The 20,612-nt window shown below is 69.1% G+C and carries 20 protein-coding genes; 17 read left to right on the top strand and 3 right to left on the bottom strand.

The window, feature by feature from the left end:
- Window positions 1-5 precede the first annotated feature (5 nt).
- The 3 genes from ACYVJS_RS00590 to cysK all read right to left on the bottom strand — a co-directional run bounded on the left by ACYVJS_RS00590 (window position 6) and on the right by cysK (window position 3,024).
- Window positions 6-1,403 (bottom strand): amidase, encoded by a 1,398-nt coding sequence (locus ACYVJS_RS00590; protein ID WP_460736768.1) that lies wholly within the window; start codon window positions 1,401-1,403, stop codon window positions 6-8.
- Window positions 1,404-1,510: 107 nt separating this feature from the next.
- The gene (gene epsC / locus ACYVJS_RS00595; protein WP_460736770.1) at window positions 1,511-2,086 is read right to left on the bottom strand and encodes a serine O-acetyltransferase EpsC; all 576 of its coding nucleotides are present in this window, start codon (window positions 2,084-2,086) and stop codon (window positions 1,511-1,513) included.
- Entirely contained in the window at window positions 2,086-3,024 is a 939-nt protein-coding gene (cysK, locus tag ACYVJS_RS00600; RefSeq protein WP_274287655.1) for a cysteine synthase A, read from the bottom strand. Before cysK ends, epsC begins: the two co-directional genes overlap by 1 nt.
- Window positions 3,025-3,121: 97 nt before the next feature.
- Between cysK and prmC the strand changes: the two genes are divergently transcribed.
- From prmC to ACYVJS_RS00685, 17 genes are all read left to right on the top strand, one after another.
- On the top strand, window positions 3,122-4,027 hold the full coding sequence (gene prmC, locus ACYVJS_RS00605) for a peptide chain release factor N(5)-glutamine methyltransferase (RefSeq protein WP_460736772.1): 906 nt from the start codon (window positions 3,122-3,124) through the stop codon (window positions 4,025-4,027).
- A gap of 66 nt (window positions 4,028-4,093) precedes the next feature.
- Complete coding sequence (locus ACYVJS_RS00610; protein WP_460736774.1) at window positions 4,094-4,786, top strand: L-threonylcarbamoyladenylate synthase; 693 nt, start codon at window positions 4,094-4,096, stop codon at window positions 4,784-4,786.
- Window positions 4,783-5,949: an MraY family glycosyltransferase gene (locus tag ACYVJS_RS00615; protein WP_460736776.1), complete on the top strand. Its 1,167-nt coding sequence runs from the start codon at window positions 4,783-4,785 to the stop codon at window positions 5,947-5,949. Before ACYVJS_RS00610 ends, ACYVJS_RS00615 begins: the two co-directional genes overlap by 4 nt.
- Complete coding sequence (locus ACYVJS_RS00620) at window positions 5,946-6,443, top strand: hypothetical protein (protein WP_460736778.1); 498 nt, start codon at window positions 5,946-5,948, stop codon at window positions 6,441-6,443. Before ACYVJS_RS00615 ends, ACYVJS_RS00620 begins: the two co-directional genes overlap by 4 nt.
- 114 nt (window positions 6,444-6,557) lie before the next feature.
- Window positions 6,558-7,382, top strand: a complete 825-nt coding sequence (gene atpB / locus ACYVJS_RS00625) for a F0F1 ATP synthase subunit A (RefSeq protein ID WP_460736780.1) — start codon at window positions 6,558-6,560, stop codon at window positions 7,380-7,382.
- A gap of 40 nt (window positions 7,383-7,422) precedes the next feature.
- Window positions 7,423-7,659, top strand: coding sequence for a F0F1 ATP synthase subunit C (atpE, locus tag ACYVJS_RS00630; protein ID WP_320435482.1), 237 nt, complete (start codon window positions 7,423-7,425; stop codon window positions 7,657-7,659).
- 28 nt (window positions 7,660-7,687) lie between these two features.
- Entirely contained in the window at window positions 7,688-8,248 is a 561-nt protein-coding gene (locus ACYVJS_RS00635) for a F0F1 ATP synthase subunit B (RefSeq protein ID WP_460736782.1), read from the top strand.
- Window positions 8,248-9,039: a F0F1 ATP synthase subunit delta gene (locus tag ACYVJS_RS00640; protein WP_460736784.1), complete on the top strand. Its 792-nt coding sequence runs from the start codon at window positions 8,248-8,250 to the stop codon at window positions 9,037-9,039. Before ACYVJS_RS00635 ends, ACYVJS_RS00640 begins: the two co-directional genes overlap by 1 nt.
- Before the next feature lie 63 nt (window positions 9,040-9,102).
- Window positions 9,103-10,743, top strand: coding sequence for a F0F1 ATP synthase subunit alpha (atpA, locus tag ACYVJS_RS00645; RefSeq protein WP_460736786.1), 1,641 nt, complete (start codon window positions 9,103-9,105; stop codon window positions 10,741-10,743).
- Window positions 10,744-10,761: 18 nt separating this feature from the next.
- The gene (locus ACYVJS_RS00650; RefSeq protein ID WP_460736788.1) at window positions 10,762-11,667 is read left to right on the top strand and encodes a F0F1 ATP synthase subunit gamma; all 906 of its coding nucleotides are present in this window, start codon (window positions 10,762-10,764) and stop codon (window positions 11,665-11,667) included.
- A 17-nt stretch (window positions 11,668-11,684) separates the two neighbouring features.
- Complete coding sequence (atpD, locus tag ACYVJS_RS00655) at window positions 11,685-13,139, top strand: F0F1 ATP synthase subunit beta (RefSeq protein WP_460736790.1); 1,455 nt, start codon at window positions 11,685-11,687, stop codon at window positions 13,137-13,139.
- A 2-nt stretch (window positions 13,140-13,141) separates the two neighbouring features.
- Window positions 13,142-13,402 (top strand): F0F1 ATP synthase subunit epsilon, encoded by a 261-nt coding sequence (locus ACYVJS_RS00660; RefSeq protein WP_137416473.1) that lies wholly within the window; start codon window positions 13,142-13,144, stop codon window positions 13,400-13,402.
- 64 nt (window positions 13,403-13,466) lie between these two features.
- On the top strand, window positions 13,467-14,216 hold the full coding sequence (locus ACYVJS_RS00665) for a YaaA family protein (RefSeq protein ID WP_460736793.1): 750 nt from the start codon (window positions 13,467-13,469) through the stop codon (window positions 14,214-14,216).
- 119 nt (window positions 14,217-14,335) lie between these two features.
- A complete protein-coding gene (locus tag ACYVJS_RS00670) occupies window positions 14,336-15,238 on the top strand; it encodes a DUF5684 domain-containing protein (RefSeq protein ID WP_460736795.1) in 903 nt (300 codons plus the stop codon).
- A 145-nt stretch (window positions 15,239-15,383) separates the two neighbouring features.
- Window positions 15,384-16,154, top strand: a complete 771-nt coding sequence (locus tag ACYVJS_RS00675; RefSeq protein WP_309732513.1) for a PP2C family protein-serine/threonine phosphatase — start codon at window positions 15,384-15,386, stop codon at window positions 16,152-16,154.
- An 87-nt stretch (window positions 16,155-16,241) separates the two neighbouring features.
- Window positions 16,242-19,019, top strand: coding sequence for an FtsK/SpoIIIE domain-containing protein (locus ACYVJS_RS00680; protein ID WP_460736797.1), 2,778 nt, complete (start codon window positions 16,242-16,244; stop codon window positions 19,017-19,019).
- A 32-nt stretch (window positions 19,020-19,051) separates the two neighbouring features.
- On the top strand, window positions 19,052-20,590 hold the full coding sequence (locus ACYVJS_RS00685; protein ID WP_460736799.1) for an APC family permease: 1,539 nt from the start codon (window positions 19,052-19,054) through the stop codon (window positions 20,588-20,590).
- Window positions 20,591-20,612 lie beyond the last annotated feature (22 nt).

Genomic DNA, 20,612 nt, shown 5'->3' on the forward strand with positions numbered 1-20,612 from the left:
CTGCGTCACCAGACGGGCGGATGCAGCAGCGCGCCGCGGCGGTCCTCGAGCTGCGTCGCGAGCGACAGGATTGTTGCTTCGCCGCCGGGACGTCCGACGAGCTGCACCGACACCGGGTGCCCCGATTCGGTGACGGTCACGGGCAGCGTCACGGCGGGCAGCCCCGCGACGTTGACGAAGCTCGAGTACGGCGCGTACTCCACCTGGAGCGCGAAGGTGCGCAGCGGTTCGTGCCCGTCGTACCAGCCCACCGGGCGCGGCGACTGCGCGAGGGCGGGCATTAGGACCGCGTCGTACGGCGCGAAGGCAGCGACGGTCTGACGTTCGAACGCCCGCGCGGCGCTCAGCGTCTCCAGCGTCTCGATGCCCGACAGTCGGCGCCCCTCCCGCACCAGCCACGCGGTCAGCGGTTCGACGAGATCCTCGTCCGTGTCCGACAGTGGGATCCGCGCGGCGCTGACACGCCACAGTCGGCGGAACATGGCGGCGTAGCCCTGCGGGCGCCACAGTACGTCCTCGACCTTGTGTCCGTCGCCGGTGAGCCAGGTCGCGGCTCGCGCGACCGCCTCGCGCGCATCGGGGTCCAGGCGGATGTCCTCGTCATCGTCCCACGGGGAGACGGTCGTGACCCCGATCCGGACCGGCTGCGGCATCCGTCGCACAGCATGGAGGAGGCTGCCCGATCCGGGCGCCGCGGTCGCGTAGGGGTACGGCGCGAGCTGCGCCAGCACGTCGAACAGGAAGGCGGCATCGGCGACGCTGCGCGCGAGGGGCCCCGTCACCGCGAGTTGGTCGGGCGAGTCCAGACCCGAGCCGATCGGCAGACGACCCCGTGACGGCTTGAGACCCACGACGCCGACCGTCGCGGCGGGGATGCGGATCGAACCGCCGCCGTCCGAGCCCACGGCGGCCGGCAGCAGACCCGCGGACACGGCGACCGCCGCGCCGCCGCTGGAGCCGCCGGCGCCGTTCGCAGGATTCCAGGGATCGCGCGCCGGTGGCCCGATCAGAGGCTCCGTGTAGCCGGTCAGACCGAACTCGCTCGTCGCCGTCTTGCCGACGTTCACGACGCCCGCGGCGTCGAGGGCGATAGCCAGCGGATCGGACGCGTTCGGGACGTGATCCGCGCGCGAGCGGGAGCCGTAGCGCGTGGGGACGCCGGCGCGCGCCACGAGATCCTTGTCGGCGTGGGGGACGCCGTAGAGGGGACCGCGCACCGTGGCGCGGGCGAGCTGTTCCGCACGCTCGAGCGCGGCACCGGCGGTGACCTCGGCGAACGCACCCAGGTCCGCGCGCGCGGCGATGCGCGACAGGTAGTGGCGGGTGGGATCGAGCGGGTCCAGTTCGCCGCCGTGCAGCATCCGCGCCAGCTCGACGAGGGACAACTCGTGCAGCTCGCTCATGCTCCGAGCGTACGGTGCTGCGACATGTGCACGATCGGTGGGGCGGGAGCGCTCCGGTGAGGCGGATGCGGCGTCGAAGCCCGAGTGGGCCGTGCGGACGTCGCGGGTCAGATCGAGTACTCGGGCGCGGTCAGCAGCGCACGGGTGTCTTCGCCGCGCCCCCGCGGCCGTGCCTTCGCCGGCACACCCACGAGCACGCTGTCGGCGGGGGCGTCACGTGTGACCACGGCGTTGGCTCCGACGACGCTGTGCGCACCGATGTGCACGGGCCCCAGGATCTTGGCGCCGGCGCCGACCGCGACACCGTCGCCGAGGGTCGGGTGCCGTTTACCCCCTTCGCGTTGGCGGCCGCCGAGGGTGACGCCGTGGTAGAGCATGACGTCGTCCCCGACCTCCGCCGTCTCGCCGATCACGACGCCCATGCCGTGATCGATAAAAAAGCGGCGCCCGATCCGAGCACCGGGATGGATCTCGATGCCCGTGAGCCATCGCGTGACCTGCGAGCCCGCCCGTGCGACGAAGCGCAGGCGTCGACGCCACAGCGCGTGCCAGACGCGATGCGCCCAGATCGCGTGGAGTCCGGGGTACAGCAGGGCGATCTCGATGCCGCCGCGCGCGGCGGGATCGCGCATCCGGGCGGCGGCGATGTCCTCCCGGATGCGGCGAACCACGGCGACCGGCATCAGTCCTCGCGGAGGTCTTCGAACAGCGCCGTGGTGAGGTAACGCTCGCCCGCGGACGGGATGATGACGACGATGTTCTTGCCGGCGGCCTCGGGGCGTGCGGCGATCTGGAGGGCAGCCCAGATCGCGGCGCCGCTGGACATGCCCACGAGCACGCCGTCCTTGGCGGCGGTCTCCCGAGCCACGCGGATCGCGTCGTCGAACTCGACGTCGATGACCTCGTCGATGATGTCGCGGTTGAGGATGGCGGGGACGAAGTTCGGTCCGATGCCCTGGATCTTGTGGGGCCCCGGGTGTCCCTTGGTCAGGATGGGGGAGTCGGCGGGCTCGACGGCGACGATCTTCACGCCCGGCACGCGCTCCTTGAGCACCTCGCCGACACCCGTGATCGTGCCGCCCGTGCCGATGCCCGCGACGAAGTAGTCGACCTTGCCGTCGGTGTCGCGCAGGATCTCCTCGGCCGTGGTACGGCGGTGGATCGCGGGGTTCGCCTCGTTCTCGAACTGGCGGGCCCAGACGGCACCGGGGGTCTCGGCGACGATGCGCTTGGCCTCGTCGACCGCGAAAGACATGCCCTTCGTGGGGTCGGTGAGCACGAGCTCGGCGCCGAAGGCCTTGAGCAGGATGCGGCGCTCCTTCGACATCGAGGCGGGCATCGTGAGGATGACGCGGTAGCCGCGGGCGGCTCCCACCATCGCGAGGGCGATGCCCGTGTTGCCGCTCGTGGACTCGACGATCGTTCCGCCCGGCTTGAGTTCGCCGGATGCCTCGGCGGCATCGACGATCGCGATTCCGAGGCGGTCCTTCACGCTGGAGGCGGGGTTGTAGAACTCGAGCTTGGCCAGGACGACGCCGTCGACGCCCTCCGTCACGCGGTTCAGACGCACGAGAGGCGTCTCGCCGAACGCGGAGGTGATGTCGGAGTGGATGCCGGGCATGACGCGACCTTTCGAGTCGGGGACGAGGTGCGCCCAGCCTAGGGGAGCAATCCCGCCGGAGGCCGAGTATGACGCAGCGGGTAGGCTGGGCGGGCTCATGTGCCCTTCCACGCCTTCCGATCAGCACGTCCACGCGCCTGCGGCCTCGCGGATCGACGTCGTCCTCGGCGACGTCTCGGCGCGCTTCGCGCGCGCCGGCATCGTCGACCCGCGCGTCGATGCGGAGCTGCTTATCGCCCACGTGCTGAAGGTCGGGCGCGGCGAGGTGCAGGCCGCCGCCATCCGCGCGGCCGAAATCGACACCGACGCGCTCGAGCGCCTCATGCGCCTCGTGGAGCGCCGTGCGGCGCGCGAGCCGCTGCAGCATCTGACGGGCGTGGCGCCGTTCCGGCATCTCGAGCTCTCCGTCGGTCCGGGCGTGTTCGTGCCGCGCCCCGAGACCGAGATGGTCGCCCAGCTGGCCATCGACGCACTGGGTGCCAGCGCATCGCCGGAGCCGGTCGCGGTCGATCTCGGAACCGGATCCGGCGCGATCGCGCTGGCGATGGCGACCGAGGTCCCGCACGCACGGGTACATGCCGCGGAGAACTCCGTCGACGCCTTCATCTGGGCCAAGGAGAACTTCGCCCGCGTGAACGCGCCGAACGCTCGGCTCGTCTTCGCCGATCTGGCGGACGCGTTCGCCGAACTCGATCGGAGCGTCTCCGTCCTGGTGTCGAACCCGCCGTACGTCCCCGCGGAGGCGATTCCGCGGGACCCGGAGGTTCGCCTCTACGATCCGCCGCAGGCGCTGTACGGCGGCGAGGACGGCCTCGACGTCGTGCGTGTACTCGCCCGCGTCGGGCTGCGGCTGCTGCACCCCGGAGGCACGATCATCATCGAGCACGCCGAGGTGCAGGGAGCGCCCGTTCGCGAGGTTCTCACTGCGGCGGGATGGCGATCGGCCGCGACGCACCCCGACCTCACGCTGCGTGACCGGGCCACCACCGCCATCCGACCCTGATCTCGCGACACGAGCGCCGCCCCGCGCCTCGGTCGGCACCCGCCTCGCACGTAGAATGGAGCCGCCATGTCCCCTCTCTACGACTGCCGCGACGAGTCGCAGCTGCTGGCCGGTATGCGTGCAGCCCGCCAGGCGATCGCGCGCGGCGAGCTGGTCGTCATGCCCACCGACACCGTCTACGGCGTCGCCGCCGATGCGTTCAGCCCCTCTGCCGTCGCGGCGCTGCTCGCGGCGAAGGGCCGCGGACGCCAACAGCCTCCGCCCGTGCTCGTCGCGGGTCTGTCGACCGTCCGGGCGCTCGTGAGCGACCTGCCCGAGCCCGTCGAACGACTCGTCGAGGCGCACTGGCCCGGCGGGCTCACGGTCGTCCTGCCCGCTCAGCCCTCGCTGTCCTGGGACCTGGGGGAGACCCGAGGCACGGTCGCCGTGCGGATGCCCGCGCATCGGCTCGCGTTGGAGCTCCTCGAGGAGACCGGCCCGCTGGCCGTCTCGAGCGCGAATCTCACCGGCAAGCCCGCCGCGATCGACGCGCACGCCGCGCTCGGAATGCTCGGCGACAGCGTCTCGGTGTACCTCGACGACGGCGCGAGCGATCACGGGGTGCCCTCGACGATCCTCGACGCGACGCCGCTCGCGTTCGGCGGCACGGGACACGCCCGCATCCTCCGCTACGGCGCTGTGGACCGGTCCCAGATTCTGGAGATCCTGGGCGACCGGCTCGAGCCGGAGCCGGATGAGGGCGCGGGCGACTCCGCGTGACGCAGTACCTGCTGATCGCCGTTGTCACGGCGCTCATCACGGCCGCGCTGTCGTGGACGGTCTGGCGTGTCGCCATCCGGTACAAACTCCACCCGGCGATCCGTGAACGCGACGTCCACACCCGCCCGACGCCGCGCCTGGGTGGGATCGCGATGTTCCTCGGGGTGGTCGCCGCCTTCGCCATCTCTTCCACGAACCCGTTCTTCTCGATCTTCTGGATCGATCCGTGGCCGACCCTTTCGATCCTCGCCGCGACCCTGTTGATCGTGATCGTCGGCATCGCCGACGATCTCTGGGATCTCGACTGGATGATCAAGCTGGGCGCCCAGTTCGTCGCGGCGGGCATCATCGCCTGGTTCGGGCACATCCAGATCTACGCGTTGCCCATCGGCGGGGTCACCGTGGGTTCGAGCTGGATGAGCATCGTGCTCACGGTGTTCTCGATCGTCATCGTGATGAACGCGGTCAACTTCATCGACGGGCTGGACGGCCTCGTGGCGGGGGTGTGTCTGATCGCCAACGGGATCTTCTTCGTCTACGCATACGTCCTCACCCGCGATGTCGGTGCGAGCACGTACTTCAATCTGTCGTCCTTCATCGCCGTGGTCCTCGTCGGCGCGTGCGCGGGGTTCCTGCCCTTCAATTGGCACCGCGCGAAGATGTTCATGGGCGACTCGGGCGCCCTGATGCTCGGCCTGCTCATGGCGACCTCCGCCGTGTCGATCACCGGCAACCTGCCGCCGGCGGCGCTGGATCCCGACCAGCTCGGCCGCTCGCAGCTGCTGGGCGCCTTCATCCCGATCCTGCTGCCCATCGCCGTCGTCATCCTGCCGCTGCTGGACTTCGGTTCTGCGGTGTTCCGCCGGATGCGGGCGGGCAAGTCCCCGTTCTCTCCCGATCGCAAGCATCTGCACCACCGGATGCTCGACATGGGCCACTCCGACCGTGACGCCGTGCTGATCTTCTACGCATGGACGGCGATCATCGGGATCACGTTCCTGCTGATGTACATCGCCACCCGCGAGGACTGGTTCGGCCAGTACTGGATCGGCGTGGCCTTCGGCGTGGTGGGCGTCGCCGCCTGCCTGGTCGTCACCTTCCTTCCCGCCCGCCGTTCGAGATCCACCACCGCCCCCGACGAGATCGCCGAGGAAACACCATGAGCGCTGCCACACCCGTCTCCAGCACACCCTTCCTGCGTACCGCCCTGCTGTGGTTCGCCGCCGTGATCGGCGTGCTGCTGGTCGCCGGCGCCGTCGGAGGGCTGCTCGTCGCGGGCGTCGAGGGACTGATCAGCGCGCTGGTCGGCGTGCTGATCTCGGCGGTCTTCCTCGGGATCACCGCCGGCAGCATCCTCATCGCCAACCGCTGGTTCGGGGACCCGCTGTACGTGCCGATCTTCTTCGGCATCGTCCTGGGCGGCTGGATCCTGAAGCTCGTCGTGTTCGTGCTGGTCATGCTCGCTCTGCGGGGAGCGGCCTGGATCGTGCCGGGCGTCTTCTTCGTGGCCCTCGTCGTGAGCGTCATCGCCTCGCTCGTGGTCGACGTCGTCGTGCTCATGCGCCGCCGACTGCCGAACGTATCGGACACCACGCTGCCCACCGACCCCGAAGAGGGGGAGCGCACCGACGACGGTCGTCCGATGGGGTCGGTGTGACTGGCGACCCTGGGAGTTTGATAGGCTGTTCCGGCACCCGACCACGAGCGCCAGAGTGCCCGAGCGCGGTGTACATCATCCATCGTCGCAACGGTTTAGACCGGTGCCCCGAAGTTGGAGCAAGCGCTGTTTAGTCAAGCTGCGACCCTGATCGTCTCTGCCGAGGAATCCGGCAACGAGTTCCATGCGCCGTCCATCTGGGAGTTCTTCCCCGATGCGATTCTCTTCGAGGGCTCTCCCTTCGCGATCACGCGGATCAACCTGATCCAGATCCTGGCGACCGTCGTTCTCGTTGTGCTGTTCCTCGTCGGAACGCGACGGATGCGGCTCGTTCCCACCCGCTTCCAGAGCGTCGTGGAGATGGGGCTGGACTTCGTTCGGGTCAACATCGCGCACGACCTGCTGGGCCGCAAGGACGGCAACCGCTTCCTGCCGATTCTCACGACCATCTTCTTCATGGTCCTGTTCATGAACATCACGGGCATCATCCCGGGTCTGAACATCGCCGGCACGAGCGTGATCGCTGTTCCGCTGCTGCTCGCCGTCGTCGCCTACGTGACCTTCATCTACGCCGGTGTGAAGAAGAGCCCGGGCAAGTTCTTCAAGAACTCTCTGATGCCCTCGGGCGTGCCGTGGCCGCTGTACATCATCATCATCCCGCTCGAGTTCCTGTCGACCTTCATCATCCGGCCTGTGACGCTCACCCTGCGTCTGCTGATGAACATGATCGTCGGACACCTCATGCTGGTGCTCTTCTTCGCCGCGACGCAGTTCTTCGTGTTCGGACTCAGCGGATTCTGGACCCTGCTCGGTGCCGGAACGCTCGCCTTCGGCTTCGCCTTCACACTCTTCGAGATCCTGGTGGCCTTCCTCCAGGCATACGTCTTCACCATCCTGACTGCGGTCTACATCCAGCTCGCTGTCGCTGAAGAGCACTGATCGGGACGGCACCCGCCGCCCACAACGAAAGGAAACATCCGTGGACGCAACTACGGTTCTCGCCCAGGTGACCGGATCTGTCGCGACGATCGGCTACGGCCTCGCCGCCATCGGCCCCGCCATCGGCGTGGGCATCGTCGTCGGCAAGACGATCGAGGGCGTCGCTCGCCAGCCCGAGCTCGCCGGCCGACTGCAGGTCCTCATGTTCATCGGTATCGCCTTCACCGAGGCGCTCGCCTTCATCGGTATCGCGACCGGCTTCATCTTCGGTTTCTGAGCCCGATCGACCAAAGTAAGGAGACAGGATGCTGAACGCTCTTGTCGCCCGCGCCGCCGAGGAAGGTGGCGCGGCAGCCCCGAGCCCCCTCATCCCGGCGGTGTACGACATCGTCTGGTCGGCGGTGTGCTTCGTCGTCATCCTGTTCGTCTTCTGGCGCGTCGTGCTTCCTCGGATGCAGGAGCTCCTCGACAAGCGGGCCGCCGCGATCGAGGGCAACATCGCCAAGGCCGACGAGGCACAGCGTCAGGCCGAGGCCGCGCTCGAGGAGTACACCGCTCAGCTCGCCGAGGCGCGCAAGGAGGCCGGTGAGATCCGTGAGGTCGCCCGCGAGGACGGCAAGAAGATCGTCGCCGAGGCACGTGAGACCGCATCGACCGAGGCCGCCCGTGTGAGCGCCCAGGCGCGCGCCCAGATCGAGGCCGAGCGCCAGACCGCCCTGGTCACGCTGCGTGCCGAGGTCGGCACGCTCGCTCTCGATCTCGCAGGCGGCGTGATCGGCGAGAAGCTGAGCGACGACAAGACCGCTCAGGGTGTCGTCGACCGCTTCCTCGCTGAGCTCGAGGTCTCTGAGAAGGCGGCCCAGTAATGGGAAGCGCCACCACGCACGCCCTCGCGGTGACCACCACCGCCCTGGGGCAGGCGTCCGGTGTGGATCTCGAGGTCGCGGGCGAGCTGTTCCAGGCCGCCCGCGTCCTCGGCTCCTCGTCCGCGCTCGCGGGCGCGGTGTCCGATTCCGCTGCGGCCGGCGACGCACGCCGCAAGGTCATCGCGGACGTGTTCGGTCCGAGGTTCTCCTCGGTCGCCGTGCAGCTGCTGGAGGCCGTGGTGGTGCAGCGCTGGTCTTCCGCCGACGAGCTCGTCGACGGTGTCGAGGAGCTCGCGGTGCGGGCCGCATCCGTTGCGGCGTCCGACGCGGACCTCGAAGGCGAGCTCTTCGGCTTCTCCCGCACGGTCGCCGAGAACCCCGAGCTCGAGCTCGCCCTGGGCTCGCGCATGGGTGACAACGCCGCCAAGGGTGTGCTCGTCGAGAAGCTCCTGGACGGTCGTGCGAGTGCGGCGACGGTCCTGGTGGTGTCCGGCCTCGTGCAGCAGCCGCGCGAGCGTCGTGTACGCCAGGCGCTCACGCGTGCCCTGTCATTGGTTGCGGCGCAGCGTGGCCGAGTCGTCGCCACCGTCACGGTGGCGACGCCGCTCAGCGATGCGCAGAGTGAGCGGCTCCGCTCGACCCTGTCGGCACGGTACGGCGCCGACGTGGCGCTGAACACGGTCATTGACCCGTCGATCGTCGGCGGACTGCGTGTGCAGATCGCCGACGACGTCATCGACGCGAGCGTCTCCGCGCGTCTCGCCGATCTCCGTCAGCGGCTCGCCGGCTGACAAGACTTCCCGCCGCAACGGCGGAGACTTCGGGGCCGAGGCCCCATGAACCGAAGGAAGACAATGGCAGACATCTCCATCAGCCCCGACGTCATCCGTGACGCCCTGAAGGACTTCGTCGCAGCATACGAGCCGACCGGCGCCGCGACGGCAGAGGTCGGGTCCGTCATCGACGCCGGTGACGGCATCGCACACGTCGAGGGCCTCCCCGGCCTGATGGCCAACGAGCTCGTCGTGTTCGAAGACGGCACCCAGGGCCTCGCGCTGAACCTCGACGAGAAGGAAGCCGGTGTCGTCGTCCTCGGCGACTTCGCCGGCGTCGAGGCCGGTCAGCCGGTCACGCGCACCGGCGAGGTGCTCTCCGCGCCCGTCGGCGACGGCTTCCTCGGCCGGGTCGTCGACCCGCTCGGAAACCCGATCGACGGCCTCGGCGCGATCGAGGCCGAGGGTCGTCGCGCCCTCGAGCTGCAGGCGCCCGGCGTCATGCAGCGCAAGAGCGTGCACGAGCCCCTGCAGACCGGCATCAAGGCGATCGACGCCATGATCCCCGTCGGCCGCGGCCAGCGCCAGCTGATCATCGGCGACCGCCAGACCGGTAAGACGGCCATCGCGATCGACACGATCATCAACCAGAAGGCCAACTGGGAATCGGGCGACGTCAACAAGCAGGTGCGCTGCATCTACGTCGCCATCGGTCAGAAGGGCTCCACGATCGCCTCGGTGAAGGGCGCGCTCGAGGACGCCGGAGCGATGGAGTACACGACGATCGTCGCCGCCCCCGCGTCCGACCCCGCCGGCTTCAAGTACCTCGCCCCCTACACCGGCTCCGCCATCGGCCAGCACTGGATGTACGGCGGCAAGCACGTCCTGATCATCTTCGACGACCTGTCGAAGCAGGCCGAGGCTTACCGCGCCGTCTCGCTGCTGCTGCGCCGGCCGCCGGGTCGCGAGGCCTACCCGGGTGACGTCTTCTACCTGCACTCGCGTCTGCTGGAGCGTTGCGCCAAGCTGAGCGACGAGCTGGGTGCCGGGTCGATGACGGGCCTTCCCATCATCGAGACGAAGGCAAACGACGTGTCGGCCTACATCCCGACCAACGTGATCTCGATCACCGACGGCCAGATCTTCCTGCAGTCCGATCTGTTCAACGCCAACCAGCGTCCCGCGGTCGACGTGGGTATCTCGGTCTCGCGTGTCGGTGGTGACGCCCAGGTCAAGTCGATCAAGAAGGTCTCGGGCACGTTGAAGCTGGAGCTTGCGCAGTACCGCTCGCTCGAGGCGTTCGCGATGTTCGCGTCCGACCTGGATGCGGCCTCGCGTCGTCAGCTGGAGCGCGGCGCACGCCTCACCGAGCTGCTGAAGCAGCCGCAGTACTCGCCGTACCCGGTGGAGGAGCAGGTCGTCTCGATCTGGGCCGGCACCAACGGCAAGCTCGATCAGATCGCGGTCGAAGACGTGCTGAAGTTCGAGCGCGAGCTGCTGGACCACCTGCGTCGCAACACGCAGGTCCTCGACACCCTCCGCGACACCAACGTGCTCGACGACGCGACCGTCGCCGAGCTCGAGAAGGTCACTGACGAGTTCATCCTGGAGTTCACCTCCGGTGGCGCCAAGGCCATCGGTGCCCCCGGCAACGAGCAGTTCGCTGCCGCCGAGGTCGAGGACATCAACCAGGAGAAGATCGTCAAGGGCCGTCGCGGCTGACGTACGGAGCCGTAAATCATGGGCGCTCAACTCAGGGTCTACAAGCAGAAGATCGCTTCTGCTCAGACGACCAAGAAGATCACGAAGGCGATGGAGCTCATCGCGGCTTCGCGTATTCAGAAGGCGATGACGCGCGTGCGCGCGTCGTCGCCCTTCGCGCAGGCCGTGACGCGGGCCGTCTCGGCCGTCGCGACGTACTCGAACGTCGACCACCCGCTCACGCGTGAGCCCGAGGTGATCCGTCGCTCAGCCGTCGTGATCTTCTCGTCCGACCGCGGATTGGCGGGGGCGTTCAACTCGCAGATCATCCGCGCAGGCCTGGAGCAGGGCGAGCTTCTGCGTAGCGAGGGCCGCGAGCCGGTGTTCTACCTCGTCGGACGCAAGGCGGTCGGGTTCTTCCAGTTCCGCAAGCTCGAAGCGGCCGCGGAGTGGACGGGCGACACGGACACGCCTCACTTCTCGACCGCCGAGGAGATCGCGGACACGCTGCTCGAGGCCTTCCGCCGCGGCGGCGAGGCGGGCGGAGTGGACGAGATCCACCTCGTGTACAACCGCTTCGTCAGCATGATGACCCAGAGCCCGGAGACCGTGCGTCTCCTCCCGCTCGAGGTCGTCGAGGCGGCCGAGGAGACGTCGTCGTCCGCGGCGGCGGTCTACCCGCTGTACGAGTTCGAGCCGGATGCCGAGGCCGTTCTGGACTCCCTGCTCCCGGTGTACATCCAGAGCCGCGTCTTCAACGCCCTCCTGCAGTCGTCGGCGGCCAAGCACGCCGCCACGCAGAAGGCGATGAAGTCGGCCAGCGACAACGCCGACAAGCTCATCACCGACTACACCCGCCTGCGCAACAACGCGCGTCAGGCCGAGATCACGCAGCAGATCGCCGAGATCGTCGGCGGCGCCGACGCCCTGGCGTCCGGCAAGTAGAAAACGAGGAAGACACCATGACCACCACCGCAACGGCCGATCAGGCGTCCGTCGCCGTCGTCGGGCGCGTCGCGCGCGTGACCGGCCCCGTCGTCGACATCGAGTTCCCTCACGACTCGATCCCCGACATCTACAACGCGCTCAAGACCACGATCACCATCGGCGAGGAGTCGACGGAGATCACGCTCGAGGTCGCCCAGCACCTGGGTGACGACCTCGTTCGCGCCATCGCTCTGAAGCCCACGGACGGCATCGTCCGCGGCCAGGAGGTGCGCGACACCGGCGGCCCGATCACGGTCCCCGTCGGCGACGTCACCAAGGGCAAGGTCTTCAACGTGACCGGCGACATCCTCAACGCCGTTCCCGGCGAGCAGGTCGAGATCACCGAGCGATGGGGCATCCACCGTCAGGCGCCGAGCTTCGACCAGCTCGAGTCGAAGACCGAGATGTTCGAGACCGGTATCAAGAGCATCGACCTGCTCACCCCGTACGTCCAGGGTGGAAAGATCGGCCTGTTCGGCGGTGCCGGTGTCGGTAAGACCGTCCTCATCCAGGAGATGATCCAGCGCGTCGCGCAGGACCACGGCGGCGTGTCGGTGTTCGCCGGTGTCGGTGAGCGCACCCGCGAGGGAAACGACCTCATCGGCGAGATGGAGGAGGCGGGTGTCTTCGACAAGACGGCCCTGGTCTTCGGCCAGATGGATGAGCCGCCGGGGACGCGTCTGCGTGTCGCGCTGTCGGCTCTGACGATGGCGGAGTACTTCCGCGACGTGCAGAAGCAGGACGTGCTGCTGTTCATCGACAACATCTTCCGCTTCACGCAGGCCGGTTCCGAGGTCTCCACGCTGTTGGGCCGCATGCCCTCCGCCGTGGGTTACCAGCCGAACCTGGCCGACGAGATGGGTGTGCTCCAGGAGCGCATCACGTCGACGCGCGGTCACTCGATCACCTCGCTGCAGGCGATCTACGTCCCCGCCGACGACTACACCGACCCGGCTCCGGCGACCACATTCGCTCACCTCGACGCCACCACGGAGCTCTCGCGCGAGATCGCATCGAAGGGTCTGTACCCCGCGATCGACCCGCTGACCTCGACCAGCCGCATCCTGGACCCGCGCTACATCGGTGAGGACCACTACCGCGTGGCCACCTCCGTGAAGCAGATCCTGCAGAAGAACAAGGAGCTGCAGGAGATCATCGCGATCCTCGGTGTCGACGAGCTCTCCGAAGAGGACAAGATCGTCGTGTCGCGTGCACGCCGCATCCAGCAGTTCCTCTCGCAGAACACCTACATGGCGAAGAAGTTCACCGGCGTCGAGGGCTCCACGGTCCCGATCAAGGAGACCATCGAGTCCTTCGACGCGATTGTCAAGGGCGAGTTCGACCACGTGGCCGAGCAGGCCTTCTTCAACGTCGGCGGTATCTCCGACGTCGAGGCCAAGTGGGCGCAGATCCAGAAGGAGAACGGCTGATCATGCCGCTCAAGGTGAGTCTCGTCTCCGCAGATGCCGAGGTCTGGTCCGGTGAGGCCGACCTGGTCATCGCGAAGACCATCGAGGGCGAGATCGGTTTCATGACCGGTCACGAGCCGGTGCTGGCGATCCTCGCCGAGGGCCAGGTGCGCATCACCGAGCCCGGCGGGAACAAGATCGTCGCGAACGCGCACGACGGTTTCATCTCGGTCGAGCACGACCAGGTGACGATCGTCGCCGGCAACGCGGCACTCGTCTCCTGACCCGCATCCCGCACACACGCCGTCCGCTCCCGCGGGCGGCGTGTGTCGTTCTCCTGGAGTGACCATGCTCGTGCTGCTGCCACCGTCCGAGACCAAGCGAGCCGGTGGTGCGGGGGCGCCGTGGAACGCGGCGGATCTGCGGCTGCCGCAGCTGGCGCCGCAACGCGAGGCCGTCGTTTCGGCGCTCGTGGAGCTCTCCGGCGACGAAGACGCGGCGGCGAAGACCCTCAAGCTGAGCGGGCGCCAGCGGGGAGAGATCGCGGTCAACGCCGCGCTGCGCTCGTCGCCCACGATGCCGGCGGTCGACCGCTACACGGGGGTGCTGTTCGATGCGCTCGACGCCTCGTCCCTAGAGGCGCGGGCGCGACGGTGGCTCGGAGAGCATGTGCTGATCCACTCCGCCCCCTTCGGGCCGGTCGGCGCTCTCGATCCGCTTCCGGCCTACCGGCTGGGAGCGGGCACGTCGCTGCCGGGCATCGCTCCGCTGCGCCGCCACTGGGCCGAGGCGGTGACGTCGGCGCTGGGCGAGGCCGGCGCGCGCTTCATCCTGGACCTGCGCTCGGAGGCGTATGTGGCGCTCGGCCCCGTTCCGGAGAGGTCCGCATCCGCCTATGTCCGTGTCGTCACCGCGGGCGAGGACGGCGAGGTGCGGGCCCTGAACCACTTCAACAAGCACGCCAAAGGAGCGCTCGTGCGTCGGCTGGCTCAGGAGCGTCCCCGCATCGCCTCCCGTGGCGCGTTCCTGCGCTGGGCGGTGGGCGTCGGAATCGCGGTCGATGAGGCGGGCAACGGCGAACTCCGCCTCACCGTGTGAGGGTTCATCCCCAACTTCACGCAAGCCCCTGTCAGGCAACACTCAGGCTCGCTACGATGTGAGCCGCGGGACGGGTGGTTCCGCGAGGCCACCATGCCTCTGACCCGAGAGGATTCCCCGTGAACCCTTATGCGTACAACTATGACTACGGATACTCCGGCGCTACCGCGCTGGGTATCTTCTTCGCCTTCCTCGGCGTCTTTCTTCTGATCGGCGCCGCCGCCTACGTCGTCTCTTCGATCTTCTACAACAAGCTCTTCGAGAAGGCCGGCGTCGAGGGCAAGTGGCGCGGTTGGGTGCCCGTGTACCGCGAGATGGTGTTCGTGAAGCTCGGCGATCTCAACCCCTGGTGGCTGCTCGTGCTGTTCGGCATCACCTTCGTGTTGAACCTGATTCCGTACATCGGCTCGTTCTTCGCTCTTCTTCCCTCCCTCGCTGCGACCGTGTACGTGGTGATGGCGGCCTACCGCGTCGGACAGAAGCTGCAGAAGGAGGGCGCGTGGGTCGTGCTCTACATCTTCCTCAGCATCGTCTGGCTGGGCATCATGGCGTACGACAAGTCGCGCTGGAACCCGCAGATCCCGCCCGCGCCGTGGAGCCGCAGCTTCCTCGCGGACAACGTCGTATGGTCGGGCGTCCCGGTTCAGCCGGGTGCTCCCGCTCCGCAGGGTGCATACGGCGCGGCCGGCGCCTACCCGCCGCCCGCGGGCTACGCGCAGCCGGGCGGATACCCGCAGCAGCCGGGTGCCTACCCGCAGCAGCCCGGCGCGTACCCGCCGCCCGCACAGCAGGGCGGATCTGCCGCACCCGGCGCCTACGCTCCGCCGCCGGCGCCGCAGCCGGGCGCCTACCCGCCGCCGGCGCCGCAGCCGGGCGCCTACCCGCCGCCGGCGTACACCCCGCCTCCCGCAGGGACCGCGCCGGCACCGAGCGACCCCTCGACCCCGCCGGCACCGCCCACCACGCCGCCGGCTCCGCCGACGGCACCCGGATCCGACGAGGCCGAGCCCCCGCGCGGCTGACCATGTCCTCGAGCGAGCCTCCGTTCCCCGCGAACGGAGGCTCGCCGCATCCGGCCCGCCGGCGCTGATCCGCCGGGCGCAGTCGTTAGGATGTGAGGACCGCGTCGACATCGGCGTGCCCATACCCCCGATGGAAGGACACCGCGTGCCCGAGGCTGCGACCCGGCGGCGCACTGTGCCGCTGCCGCAGGGATCGATCGAGCTCGCCTGGGCGGCTCTGACGGATGTCGGACGGCGCCGCGAGATCAATCAGGACGCTGTGTTCGCCGAGTACCCGCTGTTCGTCGTCGCCGACGGTATGGGCGGACACATCGGCGGGGAGATTGCGAGTTCCAGCACCGTGAACCGCCTCGAGGCGGTCGTGGGGTCGGGCTCGGTCACCCCGAAGACCATCGAGAAGGCGCTCGCGAAGGCCGTCAAGGACATCGCATCGCACCCCGAGGCCACAGACGACGGCACAGGCACGACCGTGACGGGTGTGTTCCTCGAGCTGACCGGTAGCGAGCCGCACTGGGTGAGCCTGAATATCGGCGACTCGCGCGTGTATCTGCTGCGCGACGACACCCTCGTGCAGATCACGACCGATCACTCTGTCGTCCAGGAGCTGGTCGCAGCCGGCCGGCTCAGCCCCGAGGAAGCCGAGCATCACCCCTACGGAAACGTGATCACGCGCGCCGTGGGACCCAGTGACAGCGTGCGGCCGGACTACATCCGGCTCGATGTGCTCGACGGCGACCGTTTCGTCGTGTGCTCGGACGGGCTCACCAAGGAGCTCACGGACTACGGCATCCAGCACTTCCTGCGCGAGCACGAGGACCCGGCAGAAGCGGCAGCGGCCATGATGGACGCCGCACTCGAGAACGGCGGGCGCGACAACGTGACCGTGATCGTTCTGAACGTCACGCGCACAGACTGACTCTCCACAGACGCGACCTCGCCGCGTTGCGTGCACCGCGCAGGACCTGCCGAGTTCGACAGGGCCACCGCGCCCGACACTGAGGTGGTGTTCACTCCTCAGCCCGCCGTCAGCCCCGCCGCTGCGTCGTCGGCGCACCTGACGCTGCCGCCACCGGATCCGCCTCGACGCCGCCCGCCGATCCCGTGGCTCGCCTCGCTGGCCCCGGTGCTGGGAGCGCTCGTCCTCTGGCAGGTCACGGGTTACGCAGGTGTGCTGTGGTTCGCGTTGCTCGGGCCCGTCATCGCCGTGGCGGGCGTGTTGGACGCCTCGCGCGGCGCCCGCCGCGACGCGCGAGAGCAGCAACGGATGCGTGCGGATCTCGCCAGCCGCCTCCGCGAGGAGATCGATCGGCGTCACGCCCTGGAGCGCTCGGAGGCGTTGCGCGCGACGCCCACGCTCGACGGCTACCTCGATGACCCCGGCGAACTGTGGCGGCCGCATCCGTCTCGCAGCGGGGTGCTCGTCGTCGGTCGCGGCGACGTCGTCAGCGACGTGAGGGTCAGTGCGGCGGACGACGAGCTCTCGCGAGACCTGATCGCGCGCGCCGGGACACTCTCGGACGCGCCCGTGGCCATTCCGCTCGGCGCGGGAATCGCCGTGCGGGGACCGCGGGTCGCCGCGTCGGCTGTGGCACGGGCACTCGTGCTGCAGCTGTGCTGCGCTCATCCGCCCGGTGCGCTCCGTGTCGTGGCCGAGGTTGCGGAGGCGTGGACCAGTGCACTGCCACATCACCTCGCGTCCGGCGTTCCGTGTCATCTGGACGTCGACGCAGCTCAGGCGCGGGACCCCGAGGAAGCAGCGGTGGTCGTCGTCGAGCCGCACGAGCCGCTCCCGACGCGGTGCGCGGCGGTGCTCACCCTGGACGACATCGCTCGCGCCCGCCTCGAGTACGCCGGGCGCGCGGTCGATGTCTGCGTCGACGTGCTCTCGGCCGCTCAGGCCACGCAGCTCGCGTCGGCACTGGGGGAGCGGTACCGGGACCTGCCCGGCCGGCGGGAGTTGCCGTCAGCGGTCGCTGCCAGCGAGCTCACGCCCCCGACGGTGCGCGGCGGTCTTGCGGTGGCGATCGGTGCCGACGGGAACGGGCCGGTCGTCGTCGACCTCGTTGCCGACGGTCCGCATGCCCTCGTCGCGGGGATTACCGGCTCCGGTAAGAGCGAACTGCTGGTCACGTGGGTCGCGCAGTTGGCGGCGACGCGCAGCACGCGGGAGGTCACGTTCCTGTTGGCGGACTTCAAAGGCGGGACCGCGTTCGATGCGCTCGCGGATCTGCCGCACGTCGCGGGTGTGCTGACCGACCTCGACCCGCATGCGACACAGCGCGCGCTGGAGAGCCTCCGGGCGGAGATCCGTCACCGCGAACGAGCTCTCGCTGCCGCCGGGGCTCGCGACGTCGCCGACGTCGGCGACGAGCTGTCGCGCCTCGTCGTGGTGGTCGACGAGTTTGCCGCGCTCCTGGACGCACATCGCGAACTCGGGACGTTGTTCTCCGATCTGGCCGCGCGAGGTCGGGCGCTCGGCATCCATCTGATCCTCGGAACGCAACGTGCCGCGGGGGTCGTGCGGGATTCGTTGCTGGCGAACTGTCCGCTCCGCGTCAGCATGCGAGTCGTCGACGACGCCGACAGCCGCTTCGTGATCGGCACCCACGCTGCCGCCGAGATTCCGGGGGGCGCCGCGTCGCGCGGTACCGCGTTCGTGCGGCGCGCCGGCGACGCCGAGCCGCACGCCCTGCGGGTGGCGCGCACCGCTCCGGCGGATGTGGCGAAGATCTGCGCCCATCGCCGCGCCGAGCCCGCGCCGCGGCGCCCCTGGCAGCCCCCGCTTCCGGGGCGCTGGCCGCTGTCCGAGGTGCCGGTGAGCACCGAGCGTCCCGTGATCGGGCTGGTGGACGAGCCGGACAATCAACGCCAGCGGGCGGCGCGGCTGGAACACAGCGACGCCGGCGTCCTGATCCTCGGTGGGCCAGGGAGCGGGCGGACGACGGCGCTCGCCGCGCTCGCCGCGCAGACTCCCGCTCGGTGGATTCCCGCCGATCCCGAGGGATTCTGGGACGCGCTGTGTGAGCTCGAAGCAGCGGCGGACCCCCTCGTGCTGGTGGACGATCTCGATGCGGCCCTGGCCGGGCTCCCGCCCGACTACGCGGCCGCCGCGCTGGCCATGATCGAGCGATCGTGTCGATCCGCGCGTGCCCACGGGCGGCGCTTCGCGATCTCGAGCGGTCGGGTCATGGGTCAGCTCGCACGTATCGCCGATCTTCTCCCGCGGCGGGTGCTGCTGCGGATGCCGAGCAAGATCGACCACCTCGGTGCAGGGGGCGTTCCCCAACTGTTCGATCCGCACGCTCCGGCCGGGCGCGGCGCTCTCGACGGCCGTGTCATCCAGATCCCGTGGGTGGACGCCCCTCCGCGGACGACCGTTGCCGAGCCACCCGCCTACCCCGGTGACACGGGGCCGCTCGGCGTGGTCATCCGCGACGGCATGCAGGCGCGACGTGTCGCGGCGGCCCTCGCCGGCCGTGGGCTCGACGTCGTCGGCATCTCGGACGCCGACCGTGACGACACCGGTCCCGCGCGCGCGATCGTCGCGGATCCCGAACTGTGGCAGCGGTCCTGGCCCGTGCTGCAGAAGGTGCGCTCGCGCGGCGATCTTCTCGTGGATGCGGAGTGCGCTACGGAGTACCGGATGCTCACCGGGGACCGTACGTTGCCGCCCTTCTGCGCTCCCGGGCGGGGGCGAGCATGGCTGGTGCGCGAGGGGTCCGCGCCGATCCGTGTGCAGCTGCCGGGCATCGATCCGGTCCGTGCGCGGCGGATTGCTTGACCGCCGATGGATCCGACCCCTAACGTCTGGACATGACAACCACCCCCATCCACCTGCAGCGCCCGGACGGGAAGGGGCTCGCCGCGGGAACGCTGGGGCTCTGGGGCTCGACCGTCATCGGGCTCGCGTCCACGGCGCCGGTGTATTCGCTCGTGGCTACGCTCGGCTTCGTCGTCCTCGCCGTGGGTGCCCAGGCGCCCATCGCCTTCGTCATCGCCTTCGTCCCCATGCTGTTCATCGCCTTCGCCTACCGCGAGCTGAACCGGGCGGTCCCCGATTGCGGGACCACCTTCACGTGGGGGACCAAGGCGTTCGGCCCCTGGGTGGGCTGGATGGGCGGGTGGGGTGTGGCCGTCGCCGGGATGGTGGTGCTGGCCAACCTCGCCCAGATCGCCTCGATCTACTTCTGGGCGCTGTTCGGTCTCGAGTTCGAGAACAACGACTGGCGCATCCTGCTGGTCGCCGTCGCGTTCATCGCCGCGATGACCTGGGTGAGCTGGCGCGGCGTCGAGATCGGCGAACGCATCCAGAACATCCTGCTCGCCATCCAGTACCTCGCACTCGCGATCTTCGTGGTGGCAGCGCTCTGGCAGTTCTTCGCGGGCACGGCGCCGAACCCGACTCCGTTCGAGATCTCGTGGCTGAATCCCTTCGGATTCGCGGATTGGAGCGGCTTCACCGAGGCGGTGCTGCTGGCACTTTTCATCTACTGGGGATGGGACACCTGTCTCGCCCTGAACGAGGAGACCAAAGATCCCCAGCGCACGCCCGGTCGCGCGGCCCTGCTGACCACCGTCATCCTGCTCGTGACCTACGTGTCGGTGACGATCGCGGCCATGATGTACGCGGGCCTCGGAGAGGACGGCGTGGGGCTGGGAAACGAGAGCAACGCCGACGACTTCTTCCTCGCCATCAAGGACGGACTGCTCGGGCCCTTCGGATGGGTGCTCGTCGTCGCCGTCCTCATCTCCGCCGTGTCGTCGACCCAGACCACCATCCTGCCGACCGCGCGCGGCACCCTCGCGATGGGGGTCTACCGTGCGCTTCCCGCACGGTTCAAGGACGTGCACCCGGTCTATCGCACGCCGTCGTTCTCGACGCTCGTCATGGGGGTGGTCGCGGTCGTGTACTACGTGGGGATGTCGCTCATCAGCGACAACATCCTGCAGGACTCGATCCTCTCGCTCGGGCTCGCGATCGCGTTCTACTACGCCATCACCGGATACGCCTGCGTCTGGTACTTCCGGCGGGAGCTCTTCCGTTCGACCGGCGCGTTCGTGGTGAAGGGGCTCCTCCCGCTGCTGGGCGCCCTGATGCTCACGTATGCGTTCATCCAGTCGGCGATCGACATGTGGGACGTCGACTACGGCTACACAGTCCTGTTCGGCATCGGTGGAACCTTCGTCATCGGGATCGGCGCGCTTGCCGTGGGCGTCGTCCTGATGTTCGTGTGGTTCCTCTTCCCCCGGTCGAAGAGGTTCTTCCGGGGCGAGAGCCTCAACCGCGACACCGAGGTCCTCGTCCCGGATGAAGGCGACTACGGACGCTCGGTTGACGGCGGCCTGATCTGAGACAGCAGAACAGCATGCGTAT

It is taken from the genome of Microbacterium neimengense, assembly GCF_054782995.1.

What these genes read in the sequence shown, in the direction of transcription:
- ACYVJS_RS00620 (WP_460736778.1), top strand. Translation starts at nt 5,946, where the DNA reads ATGAGCGCTGCCACACCCGTCTCCAGCACACCCTTCCTGCGTACCGCC.
- ACYVJS_RS00665 (WP_460736793.1), top strand. Translation starts at nt 13,467, where the DNA reads ATGCTCGTGCTGCTGCCACCGTCCGAGACCAAGCGAGCCGGTGGTGCG.
- ACYVJS_RS00685 (WP_460736799.1), top strand. Translation starts at nt 19,052, where the DNA reads ATGACAACCACCCCCATCCACCTGCAGCGCCCGGACGGGAAGGGGCTC.
- ACYVJS_RS00650 (WP_460736788.1), top strand. Translation starts at nt 10,762, where the DNA reads ATGGGCGCTCAACTCAGGGTCTACAAGCAGAAGATCGCTTCTGCTCAG.
- ACYVJS_RS00610 (WP_460736774.1), top strand. Translation starts at nt 4,094, where the DNA reads ATGTCCCCTCTCTACGACTGCCGCGACGAGTCGCAGCTGCTGGCCGGT.
- epsC (WP_460736770.1), bottom strand. Translation starts at nt 2,086, where the DNA reads ATGCCGGTCGCCGTGGTTCGCCGCATCCGGGAGGACATCGCCGCCGCC.
- ACYVJS_RS00590 (WP_460736768.1), bottom strand. Translation starts at nt 1,403, where the DNA reads ATGAGCGAGCTGCACGAGTTGTCCCTCGTCGAGCTGGCGCGGATGCTG.
- cysK (WP_274287655.1), bottom strand. Translation starts at nt 3,024, where the DNA reads ATGCCCGGCATCCACTCCGACATCACCTCCGCGTTCGGCGAGACGCCT.
- ACYVJS_RS00635 (WP_460736782.1), top strand. Translation starts at nt 7,688, where the DNA reads ATGCTGAACGCTCTTGTCGCCCGCGCCGCCGAGGAAGGTGGCGCGGCA.
- atpD (WP_460736790.1), top strand. Translation starts at nt 11,685, where the DNA reads ATGACCACCACCGCAACGGCCGATCAGGCGTCCGTCGCCGTCGTCGGG.
- prmC (WP_460736772.1), top strand. Translation starts at nt 3,122, where the DNA reads ATGTGCCCTTCCACGCCTTCCGATCAGCACGTCCACGCGCCTGCGGCC.
- ACYVJS_RS00660 (WP_137416473.1), top strand. Translation starts at nt 13,142, where the DNA reads ATGCCGCTCAAGGTGAGTCTCGTCTCCGCAGATGCCGAGGTCTGGTCC.
- ACYVJS_RS00640 (WP_460736784.1), top strand. Translation starts at nt 8,248, where the DNA reads ATGGGAAGCGCCACCACGCACGCCCTCGCGGTGACCACCACCGCCCTG.
- atpA (WP_460736786.1), top strand. Translation starts at nt 9,103, where the DNA reads ATGGCAGACATCTCCATCAGCCCCGACGTCATCCGTGACGCCCTGAAG.